This is a genomic window from Pseudopontixanthobacter vadosimaris, from assembly GCF_012979275.1.
Lineage (GTDB): Bacteria > Pseudomonadota > Alphaproteobacteria > Sphingomonadales > Sphingomonadaceae > Pseudopontixanthobacter > Pseudopontixanthobacter vadosimaris.
Genome location: NZ_JABASZ010000020.1, coordinates 1 through 16492, shown reverse-complemented (window position 1 = coordinate 16492; position 16492 = coordinate 1). Strand labels below are relative to the sequence as shown.

The 16492-nt window shown below is 65.9% G+C and carries 18 protein-coding genes; 5 read left to right on the top strand and 13 right to left on the bottom strand.

The window, feature by feature from the left end; translation table 11 throughout:
• Positions 1 to 2111, top strand: a 2111-nt coding sequence (locus HG250_RS04895; protein WP_476705056.1) for a coiled-coil domain-containing protein, incomplete at its 5' end; no start/stop codon positions are given.
• 18 nt (positions 2112 to 2129) lie between these two features.
• On the opposite strand, the gene HG250_RS04890 is transcribed toward HG250_RS04895, so the two are convergent.
• The 5 genes from HG250_RS04890 to rpmF form a co-directional block, all read right to left on the bottom strand.
• Complete coding sequence (locus HG250_RS04890; protein WP_170003275.1) at positions 2130 to 2537, bottom strand: MerR family transcriptional regulator; 408 nt, start codon at positions 2535 to 2537, stop codon at positions 2130 to 2132.
• Positions 2537 to 2839 carry an integration host factor subunit alpha gene (locus HG250_RS04885; RefSeq protein ID WP_170003273.1) on the bottom strand — a complete coding sequence of 101 codons (303 nt, stop codon included), beginning with the start codon at positions 2837 to 2839 and terminating at the stop codon, positions 2537 to 2539. The genes HG250_RS04890 and HG250_RS04885 overlap by 1 nt, the downstream gene beginning before the upstream one ends.
• Before the next feature lie 128 nt (positions 2840 to 2967).
• Positions 2968 to 3945, bottom strand: a complete 978-nt coding sequence (locus HG250_RS04880) for a beta-ketoacyl-ACP synthase III (RefSeq protein WP_170003271.1) — start codon at positions 3943 to 3945, stop codon at positions 2968 to 2970.
• Positions 3942 to 4994 (bottom strand): phosphate acyltransferase PlsX, encoded by a 1053-nt coding sequence (gene plsX, locus HG250_RS04875; protein WP_170003269.1) that lies wholly within the window; start codon positions 4992 to 4994, stop codon positions 3942 to 3944. The genes HG250_RS04880 and plsX overlap by 4 nt, the downstream gene beginning before the upstream one ends.
• Positions 4995 to 5019: 25 nt before the next feature.
• Positions 5020 to 5199, bottom strand: a complete 180-nt coding sequence (rpmF, locus tag HG250_RS04870) for a 50S ribosomal protein L32 (protein ID WP_170003267.1) — start codon at positions 5197 to 5199, stop codon at positions 5020 to 5022.
• A 225-nt stretch (positions 5200 to 5424) separates the two neighbouring features.
• Here rpmF and HG250_RS04865 point away from each other — a divergent pair, with 225 nt between their 5' ends.
• Positions 5425 to 5817 carry an MAPEG family protein gene (locus HG250_RS04865; protein WP_170003265.1) on the top strand — a complete coding sequence of 131 codons (393 nt, stop codon included), beginning with the start codon at positions 5425 to 5427 and terminating at the stop codon, positions 5815 to 5817.
• An 18-nt stretch (positions 5818 to 5835) separates the two neighbouring features.
• Here the strand turns inward: HG250_RS04865 and HG250_RS04860 are convergent, their stop codons facing one another.
• Complete coding sequence (locus tag HG250_RS04860) at positions 5836 to 6480, bottom strand: MBL fold metallo-hydrolase (RefSeq protein ID WP_170003279.1); 645 nt, start codon at positions 6478 to 6480, stop codon at positions 5836 to 5838.
• 98 nt (positions 6481 to 6578) lie between these two features.
• The gene (locus HG250_RS04855; protein ID WP_170003263.1) at positions 6579 to 7283 is read right to left on the bottom strand and encodes a S24 family peptidase; all 705 of its coding nucleotides are present in this window, start codon (positions 7281 to 7283) and stop codon (positions 6579 to 6581) included.
• A gap of 121 nt (positions 7284 to 7404) precedes the next feature.
• On the opposite strand from HG250_RS04855, the gene HG250_RS04850 reads away from it, so the two are divergent.
• Together HG250_RS04850 and HG250_RS04845 are read left to right on the top strand one after the other, a co-directional pair.
• A complete protein-coding gene (locus tag HG250_RS04850; RefSeq protein ID WP_170003261.1) occupies positions 7405 to 7593 on the top strand; it encodes a hypothetical protein in 189 nt (62 codons plus the stop codon).
• The gene (locus tag HG250_RS04845) at positions 7583 to 7978 is read left to right on the top strand and encodes a hypothetical protein (protein WP_338103862.1); all 396 of its coding nucleotides are present in this window, start codon (positions 7583 to 7585) and stop codon (positions 7976 to 7978) included. Before HG250_RS04850 ends, HG250_RS04845 begins: the two co-directional genes overlap by 11 nt.
• A gap of 13 nt (positions 7979 to 7991) precedes the next feature.
• On the opposite strand, the gene HG250_RS04840 is transcribed toward HG250_RS04845, so the two are convergent.
• From HG250_RS04840 to HG250_RS04815, 6 genes are all read right to left on the bottom strand, one after another.
• Positions 7992 to 8942 carry a D-2-hydroxyacid dehydrogenase gene (locus tag HG250_RS04840; RefSeq protein WP_170003259.1) on the bottom strand — a complete coding sequence of 317 codons (951 nt, stop codon included), beginning with the start codon at positions 8940 to 8942 and terminating at the stop codon, positions 7992 to 7994.
• The gene (gene cysS, locus HG250_RS04835; protein WP_170003257.1) at positions 8939 to 10390 is read right to left on the bottom strand and encodes a cysteine--tRNA ligase; all 1452 of its coding nucleotides are present in this window, start codon (positions 10388 to 10390) and stop codon (positions 8939 to 8941) included. The genes HG250_RS04840 and cysS overlap by 4 nt, the downstream gene beginning before the upstream one ends.
• 51 nt (positions 10391 to 10441) lie before the next feature.
• The gene (locus HG250_RS04830) at positions 10442 to 11113 is read right to left on the bottom strand and encodes a nitroreductase (RefSeq protein ID WP_170003255.1); all 672 of its coding nucleotides are present in this window, start codon (positions 11111 to 11113) and stop codon (positions 10442 to 10444) included.
• 1 nt (position 11114) lies between these two features.
• On the bottom strand, positions 11115 to 12938 hold the full coding sequence (gene cobT / locus HG250_RS04825) for a cobaltochelatase subunit CobT (RefSeq protein WP_170003253.1): 1824 nt from the start codon (positions 12936 to 12938) through the stop codon (positions 11115 to 11117).
• Positions 12939 to 12944: 6 nt separating this feature from the next.
• Entirely contained in the window at positions 12945 to 13598 is a 654-nt protein-coding gene (gene fsa / locus HG250_RS04820; RefSeq protein ID WP_170003251.1) for a fructose-6-phosphate aldolase, read from the bottom strand.
• 92 nt (positions 13599 to 13690) lie between these two features.
• Entirely contained in the window at positions 13691 to 14437 is a 747-nt protein-coding gene (locus HG250_RS04815; protein WP_170003249.1) for a DUF4197 domain-containing protein, read from the bottom strand.
• 80 nt (positions 14438 to 14517) lie between these two features.
• Between HG250_RS04815 and HG250_RS04810 the strand changes: the two genes are divergently transcribed.
• The coding region (locus HG250_RS04810) for a primosomal protein N' (RefSeq protein WP_170003247.1) at positions 14518 to 16492 on the top strand (1975 nt) is incomplete at its 3' end.

The window sequence follows — 16492 nt, the reverse complement described above, 5'->3', positions numbered from 1 at the left end:
CGGCGCTGGCGGCAAAGCGCGAGGCGCTGCAGGCGCTCCGCGATGCCAAGGGCGAACTGGCCGCCAGCCGCGATGCCGCAGCAGCGGAACAGGCCGCCGCGCGTGCCGAACTGGCGGGTCATGAACGCGAGGCTTCCGCCCTGCAGCGCGACCGTAGCGCGCGAAGCAAGCGGTCGAAAGCGGATCCCGGCGCAAAACGCGCCATCGACGCCATTCGCGCCGAACCCGGTTACGAAAAGGCGCTTGCCGCCGCCCTTGGCCGCGATGCGAGGGCGCTGCTCGGCTCGCCCGGCGACGATGCCGACGGGCGCTTCTGGACGGGGACCGGCGAGGCCGGGAAAGACAGCGCCCTCCCCGGCAATCTGCTCGCGCATACCACCGCCTGTCCGCCGGAATTACGAGCGCGCCTCGGCATGATCCGCGTTGCATCGGCGGACGATGGCAGGCCGCTGAACCACGGTGAATGGCTGGTCACGCGGGGTGGGGCGCTGCGCCGCTGGGACGGTTTCGTCGCGCGCGGGGACGGCAGTGCCGAAGCCCTGCAGATGGAGGCAGACAATCGCCTCGCTACGCTGGAGCAGCAGCTACCCGCCCTGCGCAAGGCAGCCGAGACCGCCACGGCCGCGGCGGAACGGGCAGAACAGGCTCTGCACGCGCATGGCCGGGAGGAAGCGGCGGCAGAACGGCTGCTGCAACAGGCGGACGAGGCCGAGCGGCAAGCTTTGCGCCTGCTCGACCGGGCCGAGGCGGAGGCCGAACGACAAGCCGCACGGCGGCACGAATGCGCGCGAAATGCGGCAAGCCTCTCGTTGCGTCATTCGCAGGCGAAGGATGATTGTGCCTCCGCCCGCGCTCACCTCGAAAGCCTGGCCGACCCGGCTGCCGGGCGCGAAGCGCTGGAGCAATTACGTCGCGCTCACGAAGCTGCGCGCGGCACTTTGCAGACCGCCATGGCCGACCTGGCGAGCCACGACCAGTCGCTGGCCGTCACCCGCGAACGGCTTGCCGTGCGGCGTTCGGACATCGCGGGATGGCGGGCGCGCGGCGGCGATGCGGCGAAGCGCCTGGCGGAAATGGCCAGACGTCTGGTCGATATCGAGGAAGAACATTCCGTCCTTGCGGGGAAACCGGAAGGGCTGGAGCGGCAGATCGCGGAAGGGAAAGAGACGGGCGAGCGCCTGCAACGCGAACGCACGAAGGCAGAGGGCACCCTCGCCGCTGCCGAAGGGGAGGCTGCGGAAATGCAGGGCGCGGCGCAGCGGATCGCCGAAAATCTGGCGACCCTGCGCGAGGAGCGGGCGAGCCTTGCGGCCAAGGCGGAAGGGCACGAATCCCGCCGCATCGAGATGGGGCGCATTTCCGGCGAGAGATTCCAGTGCCCGCCGCCGATGCTGCCCGGCAAGTTCGATTTCGCCGAAGCTGACGTAAAGGAGGCCGCTGCCGAATCGGCGGAAATGGATCGCCTCGCCGCCAGCCGCGAGCGCATCGGCCCCGTCAATCTGGTCGCGGCGCAGGAATTGCAGGACCTGCAAACGGAGCAGGGCTCCAGCGCGCAGGAGCAGGCGGAACTCACCGAAGCGGTCAACCGGCTGCGCGGGTCGATCGGCAATCTCAACCGGGAGGGGCGCGAACGCCTGCGCGCCGCTTTCGAGGAAGTGGACACCCATTTCCGGCGGCTGTTCACGCGCCTGTTCGAAGGCGGCAGCGCGCATCTGGCGCTGGTCGACAGCGACGATCCGTTGCAGGCGGGGCTGGAAATCTATGCCCAGCCACCCGGCAAGCGCCTGCAATCGCTCACCCTGCTGTCCGGCGGCGAACAGGCGCTGACGGCCATCGCGCTGATCTTCGCCCTGTTCCTCACCAATCCTGCGCCGATCTGCGTGCTGGACGAAGTGGATGCGCCGCTGGACGATGCCAATATCGACCGATTCTGCAACCTGCTGGAAAAGATGACGGCGGAAACGGCGACGCGTTACCTGATCGTCACTCACAATGCCGTAACGATGAGCCGGATGCACCGACTGTTCGGCGTGACCATGGCGGAGAAGGGCGTGTCGCGCCTCGTCAGCGTCGATCTGGCGGCGGCGGAAGGGATGCTGGCGGCGGAATAGGCGCGCTCTTGCGTCCGGCTACTCCGCCAGAGCGGCGGCCAGCCGGCCGCGAATGGATTTCAGCTGCCGGATCAAATCCGCGCCGGCGGCCGTGACATCCGCTGCAATTTCGGTTGGCGGCCCAGTCTCGTTATCGAGCGTCTCGTCATCGCGCGTTTCATCTTCCAGCGCCGCTTTCGCACCTTTCAGCGTGTATCCCTGGCGGTTCACCAGGCTGTCGATCCGCTGCAGCAGCGCCACGTCCTGCGGCCGGTAATAGCGCCTCCCGCCGCTGCGTTTCAGCGGTTCCAGCTGCGGAAACTGTTCTTCCCAATAGCGCAGGACATGGGTTTTCAGCGACAGCGCCCTGGCAACCTCGCCAATTGTCCGCAGCGCGCCTTCGTCCTTGCCATCGTCGAACAGCGTGCGTTCGCCCGGTTCCGCCATCAGGAGGCAGCGCCGATACGCTGCTTCAGCAGCTGGCTGGCGCGGAAGGTCAGCACGCGGCGCGAGGTGATCGGCACTTCCACCCCGGTCTTCGGATTGCGGCCGATCCGTTCCGCCTTGTCGCGCAGGATGAAGCTGCCGAAGCCGGAAACTTTCACATTCTCCCCCTTCGACAGCGCTTCGCACATGTGGGTGAGCAACGATCCAACGAGTTCCAGGCTTTCGGCACGGGAAAGACCCATGCGCCGGTGCATCGTTTCCGCAAGATCAGCGCGGGTGAGCGTACCAGCCGATTCCGTCATTCCATTTCTCAACCTGTCCTGCAAATGCGCCGTTTATAATCTTTATCAAGCTAGGAGCGTATCGGCAGCGAAGCAAGTATCCTGCGAGAAAGGCTGCGAATCTACTGCGGCCGCCGGTGCCCGCCCGGTCAGATCCGCACCAGGCTGGCACCCCAGGTGAAACCGCCGCCCATGGCTTCGAACATCACCAGATCGCCCGGCCCGATCCGCCCGTCACGCGTTGCCGTGTCGAAGGCGAGCGGCACCGACGCGGCGGAGGTGTTGGCATGCTGGTCGACGGTGACGATCATCTTTTCCGCCGGCAGACCCAGCTTGCGCGCCGTGGCGTCGAGGATACGGGCATTGGCCTGATGCGGCACCACCCAGTCGATATCGCCGGGCGCGAGGCCGGCAGCGTCCAGCACTTCCTTCAGCACATCCGCCAGATTGACGACTGCGTGGCGAAACACTTCCCGGCCCTTCATTCGCAGCTTGCCCACGGTTCCGGTGCTGGACGGGCCGCCATCGACATACAGCAGTTCGGAATGCGCCCCATCCGCATGCAGGCGGGACGCGATGATGCCCTGCGCCTGCGCGGCATCTGTCTCTGCGATATGCTCCGCCGTCAGGACGATGGCCCCCGCCCCGTCGCCGAACAGGACGCAGGTGCCGCGGTCATCCCAGTCGAGGATGCGGCTGAAGGTTTCCGCGCCGATCACCAGCGCGCATTTCGCCATGCCCGTCTTGAGCAGCGAATCCGCCGTCGCCATGGCATAGAGAAAGCCGGAACATACCGCCTGCACGTCGAAGGCGATGCCGCCGTTGCAACCCAGCGCATGCTGGACCTGGGTGGCGGTGGCGGGGAAGGTATTGTCAGGCGTGGCGGTTGCCAGCACGATCAGATCGACCTCGGCCGCGTCGATCCCCGCTGCGGCAAGTGCGCGCCGGGCCGCGTCGGTTGCCAGGGTGGCGGTCGTCTCCCCCTCGCCCGCGATATAGCGGTTGCGGATGCCGGTGCGTTCGGCGATCCATGCATCGCTGGTATCGACGGTTTCAGCCAGTTCGGCATTGCTCACCGCCCTGGCCGGAAGCGCCGAACCGCTGCCGCGAATGACGGAACGGATCATGCGCCGCCGTCTTGCCGGGTTCGCAGCCGTTCCTCGCCCAGTTCGGCAAGGTCGGCGGAGATGCGCTGGGTCAGATCGTTCTCCAGCAGCTTGGCCGCGACGGCGACAGCATGAGCGACGCCATCGGCGGTGGCGCTGCCGTGGCTCTTCACGACGACGCCGTTCAGGCCGAGGAAGACCGCACCATTGTGATTGTTGGGATCGAGGTGGTGCCGCAGCAATTCTGTTGCCGGGCGCGAGATGAGAAAGCCGATCTTCGAGCGGACCGAGGATCGGAATGCGTCCTTCAGCAGATCGGTCACGAAGCGGGCGGCGCCCTCGATCGCCTTCAGCGCGATATTGCCGGAAAAACCGTCGGATACCACCACGTCGACATCGCCGCGGTTGATCTTGTCCGCCTCGACGAAGCCGTCGAAACTGAAATCCAGCCCTTGCGCGCCGCGCAATGTGGCAGCGGCCTGCTGCAGCTGATCGGTGCCCTTGATCTCTTCCGTGCCGATGTTGAGCAGGCGCACGCGGGGAATCGCGCGGATGCCGACCGACCGCGCATAGGCGGCGCCCATGATGGCGAACTGCACCAGGTTGCGTGCATCGCAATCGGTATTGGCGCCGAGGTCGAGCATGATGACGTCATGCTCCTCCAGCGTCGGCAGCAGCGCGGCCAGAGCGGGCCGGTCGATGCCGGGCATCGTGCGCAGGGCCAGCTTGCTCATCGCCATCAGCGCGCCGGTGTTGCCGGCGCTGACCGCCGCACCGGCCTCGCCGCGCTTCACCGCATTGACGGCCATGCCCATGCTGGTGGTCTTCGCCCGGCGCAGCGCCTGCGTCGGTTTCTCCTCACCGCCGACAACGTCGGTCGCGTGCAGCACTTCCGACGCGCCCGCCATGCCGGGGTGATTTTCCAGCGCGCGGGCGATGCGGGTTTCATCGCCGACCAGCAGGAATTTGAAACGGTCATGCCGGCGACGCGCGATGGCCGCACCTTCGATCATCACGCGCACGCCTTCATCACCGCCCATCGCGTCTATGGCGATACGCGGCAAATTCATGGCTTTCTCCGGCAAAACTTGGGAATCAGAGTCCGACGGCGACGATTTCGCGGCCGTTGTAGTGGCCGCAATGCGGGCAGAGGTTGTGCGGGCGCTTGAGATCGCCGCAATTGCCGCATTCGTGGAAGGCTTCGACCTTCAGCGAATCATGCGAGCGGCGATTGCCGCGGCGATGCGGGGAAACTTTTCTTTTAGGGACAGCCATGGAGGCACCTGTTCCTTGAATTTCTGGGCGTTACGGGGCCGCTTCGAGTCCCGGGCAGGCCACCCGCGCAGGTGATGCGCATGACGGACAGCCCGGCTTTCACGGGGAAGGCGCCGCCTATACACTCTTGGACGCAGCTTGCAAGCGCCCCGCCGCGCCCGTAACGGCACGTGCTTGCCGCGAAGCCGACCGCGCAGGGCGGCTCACCGATAGAAAGATCATTGCATGTTCCTGACCGTCACCCTTGCCTCCGCCGCCGCAGCAGCGCTGCTGAATGTCTGGCTGATGATCCGCATCGGCGCGGTGCGGCGGGCGAATAATATCCATGTCGGCGACGGCGGGAACGAGCTGCTGGAGCGGCGAATGCGCGCACAGGCGAATTTCATCGAGAACACGCCGATCGTCCTCGTGCTGATCGCGGCGATCGAACTGGCCGAACTCGGCAGCTGGTGGCTCCCGATCGTCGCCGCGATCTATATCGCGGGACGCATCGCCCATGCGCTGGGCATGGACGGCGGCAGATGGGCGACGGGCCGCATGATCGGCACGATCGTCTCGATGGTCACCGCTCTCTGGCTGGCGGGCGTCGCCACCGGCGCGGTGCTGGCAGCCGCCTGAGGATACGCAGCGAGCAGTCTACCTGCCGAGCGCGGAATCGCTGACGAAGGCATTGGTCTTGCGTTCCTGCCCGAAGGTGCTGGTGGGGCCGTGCCCCGGAATGAAGGTGGTGTCATCGCCCAGCGGCCATAATTTGCCGGTGATGGCATCCAGCAGATCCTGGTGATTGCCCATGGGAAAATCGGTGCGGCCGATGCTGCCCTGGAACAATACGTCGCCCACGATCGCGAAATTGCTGGGTGCATGATGGAAGATGACATGGCCCGGCGTGTGGCCGGGGCAGTGGATCACGTCGAGAGTGAGCGCGCCGACCGTCACCGTGTCGCCATCCACCAGCCAGCGGTCGGGTTCGAAACTGCGGCTGTTCATGCCGTAACGCTTGCCATCCTCCTCCAGCCGCGCAATCCAGAAGCGGTCGGCTTCATGCGGGCCTTCGATCGGCAGGCCGAGTTCTTCGGCGAGCACTCCGGCTTCCCCGCAATGATCCATGTGGCCGTGTGTGACCAGGATCTTCTCCAGCGTCACGCCGGATTTTTCCACCCCGGCCTTCAGTTTGGGCAGGTCGCCGCCAGGGTCGATCAGCGCCCCGCGCATCGTCTGCGTGCACCAGATCAGCGAGCAATTCTGCTGCAGCGGCGTCACCGGCATGATCGCCGCGCGCATGGGCTTGCCGGTTGGGGATTCAGGCTCGTCGGCGGAAGATGTTGTCTGCGTTGTCATGCGGGCAGATGTGGCGTCTGCGGCGGCGTTTTGCAAATGGTTCAGAGCCGGCCCGATTTCCAGACCACGCGGCCGACGATGGTCAGATCCTCCGTCGATATTTCTACCGGCGGATAGACCGGGTTCTCGCTCAGCAGGGTGATCCGCCCCGGCTTACCTTGCGCCAGGCGTTTCACCATCAGCATATCGTCGAGGCGGACGACATGAATACCGTCGCGCAAGGCTGTCTGCGCGGTATCCACCAGGATCTCGTCACCGTCCGACAGCACCGGCACCATGCTGTCGCCCTGCACCGCGATGGCGGAAAGGCGCGCATTGGCGAGGCCGTTGCGCCGCAGCCAGTCGGCGGAAAAGCGGAAGCTGTCGAACGGCGCTTCATTCGCGCCGAAAGCACCCGGCCCGGCGGACGCGCCGAGCGGCAGGCGCGGGATGTCCACCCACCCTTCCCTCGGCAGCTTCGCCAAGGCAGCGCCGTTGCCTGCTGCACGATCGAAGGACTTTTCCTCCGCATCCCGCAGGAGCGATTCGGGCACCCCGAAGAATTGCGCCAGGACATGGCGGTCCTCCTCCTCCAGCTTGCGCGGGCTGCCCTTGCGAACATATTGCTGCAAATAGCTGTTATTACGCCCGATCAGCCGCGACAATGCCGAAAGGCTGGCGTTGTGTTCACCCGCAAGGCGCAGCAGTTCGGCCCGCCCCTGGTCCGGCGTCCTGACCCCGTCCTGATGATCCGAAGCAGTGTTCATGGCCTCTTCCTACATGATGTATTTTTCCTAGACAAGTAGGATTTGAACGGCGACCACAACCTTCATCAACACGAATCGAGGCGGGTGGCCGCCTTGAATGAACAGCCGCCGGAAGGGTCCAATGCTGATACGTCATATCGAAAAATTCCTGCGCGAAACCGATATGCCGGCGACGAAGTTCGGGCGGCTGGCGACACATGATCCACGTTTCGTACTGGACTTACGAAACGGACGCACACCCCGTTCCGCCACGGAAGAACGGGTGGAACATTTCATGAACAGATATCGGGAGAACCGCCGTGAAGATTGAACGCAAGTCACATTTTCGGGATCAGCAGGACCATCAAGCAGACGGTGCCATCGCCCCGCCGCGCAAGATGCGGCGCGGACCGGCCGAACATCTGCGCGATGCACTGATGGCGCTGGCACAGCGCCACGGCTCCATCACTCGCCATTCGGAGCGCGCATGGGCCAGCATCACTTTCGCCGGGGCGCGGCATAGCGTGGAGCTGGTGTTCGACGGCGTGGAAGCGGTTGCAGCGGGCGAGGAGTTCGTCGCCTGTCTCTCCGATCACGAATTCGGCATTCGCGGGCAGATCGTGGCGGAGGCGAATGTCACCAGCGTCGATCACACGCTGCTGCCCGTCCCGCGTCTGGAGGTGAGCGTCGAGGTGCTGATGCTGAACGACGGGTGATCCGCATCGCCGGTCAGTAACCCAGGGCAGGGTCGAAGCGGGGGCCGACCTCCCCGCCCGCAAGGTAGGATTGCAGATTGTCGAGAAAGCGCTGCGCCGAACGCTGGAACATCCTGTCCTGCGCGCGGCCGGACAGATGCATGGTGATCTGCGCATTGTCGAGATCCCACAGCGGGTGGTTCGTGGGCAGCGGTTCCGGCGTGGTCACGTCGAGCAGCGCCCCGCCGATTTCCCTGCCTTGCAGCGCCCGCACCAGCGCGTGCTGATCGACCACGCTGCCGCGCGCGATATTGACGAGAACGGCGTCCGTCTTCATCGCCGCAAGCTCGTCGCTGCCGATCATCCCGTCTGTTTCCGGCGTGGCGGGCACGGCCAGGATGATCCAGTCGAACTCTCCCAGTTTCCCGCGCCATTCGTCCGGCCCCAGCGCGCCTTCGGCAGCGGTCCGGCGCACCGGCACGACTTCCACGCCGAAGGCCTCCAGCCGGGTCTTCACCAGCCTGCCGATGGCGCCCATGCCGAGCAAAAGGGCGCGGCTTCCGGCGAGTTCCTTCTTGCCCGGCGAATCCATCAGCCATTCCTTCCGGTCCTGCGCCCGCACCACATCGGCATAGCCCTTGGCCTGCGCCAGCATCAGCATGACGACATATTCGGCGATGGTGATGGCGTTGATGCCCGCGCCATTGGTGACCACCACCTGGCGCTGCGCCAGCAGGTCGAGCGGCAGGAAATCCAGCCCGGCATAGATGGAATTCAGCCACTTCAACCGGGTCGCCGCCTTGACCGCAGCGGCCATCGGCGTCTTGTCATTGGAGTCGAACCAGCCGATCTCGGCGCCGGGCGCCAGCGCCAGCATTTCCTCTGTGGAAGCGAACCAGCGCACGTCAAGCCCTTCCGGCAGATGCGGTTCCAACGCGGGCCGCACCATGGCGGACAGGACGGTGACCGGTTTCGCGTCGCTCATAATTTCCATTCCCATCCCAGCGGGTCGCCATCCATGACTTCCACGCCCATGGCGGCAAGGTCGCCGCGCAGGGCGTCGGACCTGGCAAAATCCCTGGCCGCCCGCGCCTGCTCACGCGCGGCGAGCTTTTCCGCCACCGCGTCCTCGCTCGCCGCTGCATCCTTCGGCCTGATCCGCAGATCGCTGCGGGCGAGCGTCAGCAGGCCGAGGCCCAGCACATCGTCCATCCGCGCAACCAGCGCGCGTTTCGCCCCGGTGTCCACTTTCTTGGCGGCCAGCGCATCCTCCAGCGCGGTAAGGGATTTGGGCGTGTTGAGATCGTCTGCGATGGCGGCGGCGAAGCGGTCGCGGAACGGTTGCAGCCTTGCATCGTCCGCATCGCCTTCATCGACATCGCGCAGGCGTTCGGCCGCGATCAGCAGCCGTTTCAGCCGCGTCAGCGCAGCGTGCAAACCATCCCAGCTGAATTCCAGCTCGCTGCGATAATGCGCCTGCAGGCACATCATGCGGTAGGCGAGCGGGTGATAGCCCTTCTCGATCAGCAATGGCAGGCGCAGGAATTCGCCCGAGGATTTGCTCATCTTGCCCGTTCTGTCGACCAGGAAATTATTGTGCATCCAGATATTCGCGCCCGAGGCATCGCTGCCGCAGAAGGCCTGGTTCTGCGCGATCTCGTTCGGGTGGTGGATTTCGCGATGGTCGATGCCGCCGGTGTGGATGTCGAAGGGGAAGCCGAGCAGTTTCTCGCCCATGACCGAACATTCCAGATGCCATCCCGGCGCGCCGCGGCCCCAGGGGGAATCCCACTCCATCTGGCGGCTCTCGCCTTCGGGAGTCCTGCGCCAGATGGCGAAATCGGCCGCGTTGCGCTTGCCCGACACCTGGGCGATGCGGCCGCGCGTCTCCTGTCCGTCTTCCTGCGTCACAGAACGTGCCAGCGCACCGTAATGCGCGACGCTGGAGGTGTCGAAATAAAGGCCGCCTTCCAGCTCGTAGCAATGGTCGGCGGCGATATTCTGCGCGAAATCGATCATCGCCGGCACATAGTCGGTGGCGATGGACCAATGCGCGGGCTGGCGAATGTTCAGCGCCTTCACATCGTCCCAATAGGCCTGCGTAAAATGGCGGGCGATGTCCCAGATGGACCGTTCCGAACCGGCGGCGGCCTTTTCCAGCTTGTCCTCGCCCGTGTCGCCGTCATCCGTCAGATGGCCGACATCGGTGATGTTGATGACATGGGTCAGATCATAGCCGCACCAAGTCAGCGTGCGGCCCAGCACATCGGCGAAGACATAGGCACGCATATTGCCGATATGCGGGTAGTTGTAGACCGTCGGCCCGCAGCTATAGATCCGCGCCTCGCCCGGATGGACAGACCTGAAGGTTTCCACCTTGCGAGTGAGCGAGTTGAACAGGCGCAGTTCGCAAGGATCATCTGGTGCATTCATCGCGACCAGCCTTGCCCGTGCAGCCCGCCCCGGGTCAAGCGCGAGAGCGTGTCAGAAGCCGCGGAAGTCGACCGCCTCTTCCAGCGATACGCGCGGCACGGCGAAATTGTTGATGGCGTGGTCTGCATCGCGATAGCCGATGGCCATGCCGCAGAAGAAGATGTGATCGTCGTCGATGCCGAGCAGGCGCTTCATATGCGTGCCATACATCGCCCAGATTTCCTGCGGGCACGAATCCAGCCCTTCCTCGCGCAGCAGCAGCATCACCGTCTGCAGCCACATGCCCATGTCGGACCATTGCGGCGGGCCCATATATTTGCGGGTATAGGTGAACAATTGCACCGGCGCGCCGAAGCTGCGGAAATTCTTCGCCATCTGCGCCATGCGCCCGGCCTTGTCATCGCGAGCCAGACCGATGGCGTCGAACATCTCGCGCCCGACGGCCCGGCGTTGTTCCTCGTGCCGCCCCTCCAGTCCCGCAGGGTAGATGTCATATTCCGCACCGTCGCCCGCCGGATGTTCCGCCGCCAGCTTCAGCACCTCGCGGGTGAGGTCCGCCAGCGGTTCGCCGGTCAGCACGATGCCGTGCCAGGGCTGCGTATTGCCGCCGCTGGGGCTCCGCTGCGCCGTATCGAGCACTCGCTTCAGCGTTTCGGCAGGCACCGGACGGTCGGTGAAATTGCGGATCGAGCGGCGCGTTTCGACCGCGGTGGTTACATCCATGTCAGTCTTCCCCTTCGAACAGTCCGGCGAGCTGTTCGACGATGACGCCGCCCAGTTGCTCCACGTCCATGATGGTGACGGCGCGCCTGTAATAGCGGGTCACGTCATGGCCGATGCCGATGGCGACCAGCTGGACCGGGCTCTGCTTCTCGATCCAGTCGATCACCCTGCGAAGATGCTGTTCGAGATAGCCCGCGCTGTTGACGCTGAGGGTGGAATCATCGACCGGCGCACCGTCGGAAATGACCATGAGGATGCGGCGCACCTCGGGCCGTCCGATCAGGCGATTATGCGCCCACAGCAGCGCCTCGCCGTCGATATTTTCCTTCAGCAGCCCTTCGCGCATCATCAGGCCGAGGTTGCGGCGCGCGCGGCGCCACGGTTCGTCGGCCTTCTTGTAGATGATGTGCCTTAGATCGTTGAGCCGTCCCGGCGCTGGCGGCTTGCCATCGGCGAGCCACGCCTCGCGGCTCTGCCCGCCTTTCCACGCGCGGGTGGTGAAACCCAGGATCTCGGTCTTTACCCCGCAGCGTTCCAGCGTGCGGGCCATGATGTCGGCGCTGATCGCGGCGATGGAAATCGGCCGCCCGCGCATCGATCCGGAATTGTCGATCAGCAAGGTGACGACCGTGTCCTTGAATTCCTGCTCGCGTTCGGATTTGTAGGACAGCGAATGGCCGGGCGACACGACGACGCGCGCCAGCCGCGCGGCATCGAGCAGGCCTTCTTCCTGATCGAAATCCCAGCTACGGTTCTGCTGCGCCATCAGGCGGCGCTGCAAGCGATTGGCGAGGCGCGTGACCACGCCCTGCAAACCTTGCAACTGGCTGTCGAGATAGGTCCGCAGCCGGTCCAGTTCCTCGGCATCGCACAGCTCGTCCGCCATCGCGATTTCGTCGAACTTCTCGGTATAGGCGGTATATTCGAAACCGTCGGGAATGTCGGTCCAGCTGCGATTGGGGCGGACCGGCATCATGCCTTCCTCGCCTTCGTCCGATGGGTCGCCCTCGCCCATTTCCTCGTCGGCGGATTGTTCGGTTTCCGCTTCGCCGGCGTCGTCGCCTTCGCCGCGTTCGCCGGCCATCTCGGCGGTATTCGGGTCGCCTTCGGCCTGGTCGTCGCCGCTTTCTTCCTCGTTCTCGTCCTGTCCTTCCTCATCGGCATCCTCGTCCCCTTCGTCGGGTTCGGGCGCATCCTGCGGGCGCGTGAGGTCGAGGTTGCGGAGCATGTCGAGCGTCAAGGTCTGGAACGCCTTCTGGTCGTCCAGCGAATTGGCCAGAGTGTCGAAATCGGCGCCCGCCTTTTGCGAGATGAACTCGCGCACGAGATCGACTCCGGCGCGGGCGCGTTCGGGCACCTCCTGGCCGGTCAGCGCCTCGCGCAGCATCAGCGACAGGGCGCTTTGCAGCGGCACGTCATCCGCCTCGCGCGCGCGGGCGATGGGGTCGGACGCGGTGCGAAGCTGGGTCGCGGCATCCAGATTGTCGCGGATACCGGCATAGTCGCGGGTGCCCAGCGCCTCGTAACGGACCTGCTCCACCGCGTCATAGACCGCGCGGGCGACGGGTTCGGCAGGTGCGCCGCTGCGGTGCAGGGCGTCGTCGTGATGGCGCAGGCGCAAGGCGAAACTGTCGGCGAAGCCCCGCGCCTCCCGCGCCTGGTCGGGCGGAAGGTTGCGGCCCGGCAGCGGCACGCGGAAGCTCTTGCCGGTGGCGGCGGGACTGTCGGCGCTCCACGCCACCTCCACCTCGGGCTCGTTCGCAAGGGCGCGGCTCGCGCCGGTCAGCGCACGCTTGAACAGGTCGAGAGGGGATTCGTCGGCCAAGGCGGATCAGACGATCGACTGGCCGGTCTTTTCCCAATCGGCCAGGAACCCCTCGATCCCCTTGTCCGTCAGGACATGATTGGCGAGGGACAGGATGACGCCCGGCGGCATGGTGGCGACATCGGCCCCGATGCGCGCGCTTTCCAGCACGTGACCCGCATGGCGCACGCTGGCGACCAGGATCTCGGTTTCGAAGGCGTAATTATCGTAGATCAGGCGAATGTCGCGGATCAGATCCATCCCGTCGAAGCCATTGTCGTCGTGGCGGCCCACGAAAGGCGAAATGAACGTCGCCCCGGCCTTGGCGGCCAGCAGCGCCTGATTGGCGGAAAAGCACAGGGTGACATTCACCATCGTGCCATCCCCGGTCAACGCCTTGCAGGTCTTCAGCCCGTCGATGGTGAGCGGCACCTTGATGCAGACATTATCCGCGATCTTCCGCAGCACCTCTGCCTCGCGCATCATGCTTTCGTGATCCAGCGCCACGACCTCGGCGCTGACCGGCCCGTCCGTCAGCCCGCAGATTTCCTTCGTCACTTCCATGAAATCGCGGCCCGATTTGTGGATGAGCGACGGATTGGTCGTCACCCCGTCGAGCAGGCCGGTGGCGGCCAGTTCGCGGATGGCATCGATCTCGGCGGTATCGGCGAAGAATTTCATGGCGGAAGGCGCTTTCGTAACGGGTGATTCCCTCGTGTCCTTAGCCGCGCGGGGCGGCGGCGGCTAGAGGCGGGGGCGCGGTCCGGACGCGATCAATAGGCCGCGTCCAGCCGCGCATTGGCACCGAACACACCGATCAGCAGCGGGTCGCGCGTGGACGCCGGATCGCGGCGGATGGCCGCTTCCTCGCGCCCGATTTCCTGCCAGATCGTATCGTTGACGCGGGTGGAGAAGGTGTTCGCGAGCCGTCCGACATCCACGCCGGTCAGCGCCGTGAGCGTCTGACCCACCAGCGGATCTTCCGCCACCCGCATGGCGCGGGCGAGTTCCGGCACCATCGCCTGCACCAGCGCGCCGCCCATTTCCTGCCGCAGGAAGGATGTCGCTGCGGTAGGCCCGCCGCGCACGAGGTCGACGGCGTTCCGGAAGCCGACAACCCGCACCGCGTCCGCCACCAGCGGCGCGGCGCGCGCGGCCCCTTCGATGGCGATATCGGCAAAGGCGCGGTTCAGCCGGTCGCGGAACAGGGCGGAGGTGAGAATATTCGACAGCACATCGCCGCGCGTGCCGAGGATATTGCCAAGGCCGATGGTGCGGACCTGATCGTCCCAATAGCCGCCGGGCGCGGTCAGCCGGGCGAAGGCACGCTCGCTGGAGAGATAGAGCATCTGGCGGATCGCATCGGTCAGCGTGAACCTCTGGTTGCCGAGGCTGGTGCAGCCCGGCAGCAGCATCAGCCCGCCGATACCGATGGCGCCGCCCATCCGGCCGATGAAATTGCGTCGCCCAAGCTGCTGCTGAACCGTATTCGTCGCGGGTGAGTTGATCGCTTGGGTCATTATATTCATCCTCCCGGCAGGCTCTGCCCTTGTCGGCCATGCTCTGGCATTGCCGTATGGGGCCATATAGGAGCGGCAAGATGAACCGCGCCCGATGCCTCGTTTTCAATGCCGCGCTCGGCGCGCTGGACTACCGTGTGCCGGACGGCATGGCGGTGGAGCCGGGCTCGATCGTCATGGCCCCGCTCGGCCCCCGGCAGATCACCGGCATCGTCTGGGAAGAAGAACATCTGCCGGCGAACCCGGTTCCGGATGCCAAGCTGCGCCCGCTGCTGGGGGTGCTGCCGGTGCCGCCGATCCGTGCCAGCCTGCGCCGTCTGATCGAATGGACGGCGGATTATTATTGCGCGCCCTTGTCCCATGTGGCGCGGATGGCGCTGTCGAGCGGCGGCGCATTGCGCGGCCCGGCCACCATGACCGAATACCGCCTGTCGGGCGGCATGCCCGAACGCATGACACCGCAGCGGGAACGCGCGATGGAGCGGCTGGAAGGCGAACAGGCCACTATTCGCGAACTGGCCGATAGTGCGGGCGTCTCCGAGGGTGTGCTGCGCGGCCTCGTCAGCCAGGGCGTGCTGGAGCAGGTCACGGTCGATTGCGACCGCCCCTATCCCGCTGCCGTGGCTGACTTCGCGCAGCCGGTGCTGAACCCCGTGCAGCAGGAAGTGGCGGACCGGATCGTCGCTGCCGTGCAGGAGGAACGCTTCGCGCCCTTCCTGCTCGACGGCGTGACCGGATCGGGCAAGACGGAAACCTATTTCGAACCCATGGCGGCGGCGCTGCGCGCGGGGCGGCAGGTGCTGGTGCTGCTGCCGGAAATCGCCCTGACCGAGAATTTCCTGCGCCGCTTCGAGGAACGCTTCGGCGCGGCGCCTGTCGTCTGGCACAGCGCGCTGAAGAGCACCGAACGCCGCCGCGCCTGGCGCGCCATTGCCGAAGGGCCGCGAAATGGCGGCGCGCAGGTGGTGGTGGGCGCAAGGTCCGCCTTGTTCCTGCCCTTCCGCAGCCTCGGCCTGATCGTCGTCGACGAAGCGCATGAGGTCAGCTTCAAGCAGGATGACGGCGTGCGTTACAACGCCCGCGATGTCGCCGTGATGCGCGCGCGGTTCGAGCAGATCCCCGTCATCCTCGCCAGCGCGACGCCCGCGCTGGAAAGCCTGCAGATGGCGGAAAGCGGCATCTACGAAAAGCTCGATCTGCCCAGCCGCTTCGGCGGGGCCAGCATGCCCGATATCGACATCGTAGATCTGACGAAGGAAGTGCCCGAACGGGGCCGCTGGCTGGCACCGCGCCTGGTGGAGGAGATGAAGGAACGGCTGGCGCGCGGCGAACAGTCGCTGCTGTTCCTCAACCGCCGCGGCTATGCGCCCCTCACCCTGTGCCGCCATTGCGGCTATCGCTTCCAGTGCCCCAACTGCACCGCGTGGCTCGTGGAGCATCGCTTGAGCCAGCGGCTGGCCTGCCACCATTGCGGCCACGAAACCCCGCCGCCGCCGGTCTGCCCCGAATGCGGCGAACCCGATTGCCTCGTCGCCTGCGGGCCGGGAGTGGAGCGCATCGCGGACGAGGTCGCGGAGATCCTGCCCGATGCCCGCGTCGCACTGGTGACATCGGACACGCTGAACGCGCCGGAAAAGGCCGCCCGCTTCGTGGCCGAGGCCGAGGCGGGGGCGATCGACGTGATCGTCGGCACGCAACTGGTAACCAAGGGGTTCCATTTCCCCGAACTGACGCTGGTCGGCGTCGTCGATGCCGATCTGGGCCTCGAAGGCGGCGATCTTCGCGCCGCCGAGCGCACCTATCAGCAGGTCGCACAGGTTGCCGGGCGCGCCGGGCGCGGGGCGAAACCGGGCGCGGTGCTGATCCAGACGCGGCACCCCGATGCGCCCGTCATCGCCGCGCTGGCGGCGGGCGACCGCGATGCTTTCTACGAAGCCGAAACCGAGGCGCGGCGCGATGCGGGCGCCCCGCCCTTCGGCCGCTGGGCCGCGATCATCGTGTCGAGCGAGGACGAGGCGGAGGCGCGCGAGGCCGCCCGCGCCATCGGCGGCACCC

Excerpts from the sequence above, each read along its gene's own strand:
- HG250_RS04840 (WP_170003259.1), bottom strand. The coding sequence starts at position 8,942 with ATGAGCGACGCGAAACCGGTCACCGTCCTGTCCGCCATGGTGCGGCCC.
- HG250_RS04865 (WP_170003265.1), top strand. The coding sequence starts at position 5,425 with ATGTTCCTGACCGTCACCCTTGCCTCCGCCGCCGCAGCAGCGCTGCTG.
- HG250_RS04830 (WP_170003255.1), bottom strand. The coding sequence starts at position 11,113 with ATGGATGTAACCACCGCGGTCGAAACGCGCCGCTCGATCCGCAATTTC.
- HG250_RS04885 (WP_170003273.1), bottom strand. The coding sequence starts at position 2,839 with ATGACGGAATCGGCTGGTACGCTCACCCGCGCTGATCTTGCGGAAACG.
- HG250_RS04880 (WP_170003271.1), bottom strand. The coding sequence starts at position 3,945 with ATGATCCGTTCCGTCATTCGCGGCAGCGGTTCGGCGCTTCCGGCCAGG.
- HG250_RS04890 (WP_170003275.1), bottom strand. The coding sequence starts at position 2,537 with ATGGCGGAACCGGGCGAACGCACGCTGTTCGACGATGGCAAGGACGAA.
- cysS (WP_170003257.1), bottom strand. The coding sequence starts at position 10,390 with ATGAATGCACCAGATGATCCTTGCGAACTGCGCCTGTTCAACTCGCTC.
- plsX (WP_170003269.1), bottom strand. The coding sequence starts at position 4,994 with ATGAATTTGCCGCGTATCGCCATAGACGCGATGGGCGGTGATGAAGGC.
- rpmF (WP_170003267.1), bottom strand. The coding sequence starts at position 5,199 with ATGGCTGTCCCTAAAAGAAAAGTTTCCCCGCATCGCCGCGGCAATCGC.
- fsa (WP_170003251.1), bottom strand. The coding sequence starts at position 13,598 with ATGAAATTCTTCGCCGATACCGCCGAGATCGATGCCATCCGCGAACTG.
- HG250_RS04850 (WP_170003261.1), top strand. The coding sequence starts at position 7,405 with ATGCTGATACGTCATATCGAAAAATTCCTGCGCGAAACCGATATGCCG.
- HG250_RS04860 (WP_170003279.1), bottom strand. The coding sequence starts at position 6,480 with ATGCGCGCGGCGATCATGCCGGTGACGCCGCTGCAGCAGAATTGCTCG.
- HG250_RS04855 (WP_170003263.1), bottom strand. The coding sequence starts at position 7,283 with ATGAACACTGCTTCGGATCATCAGGACGGGGTCAGGACGCCGGACCAG.
- HG250_RS04815 (WP_170003249.1), bottom strand. The coding sequence starts at position 14,437 with ATGACCCAAGCGATCAACTCACCCGCGACGAATACGGTTCAGCAGCAG.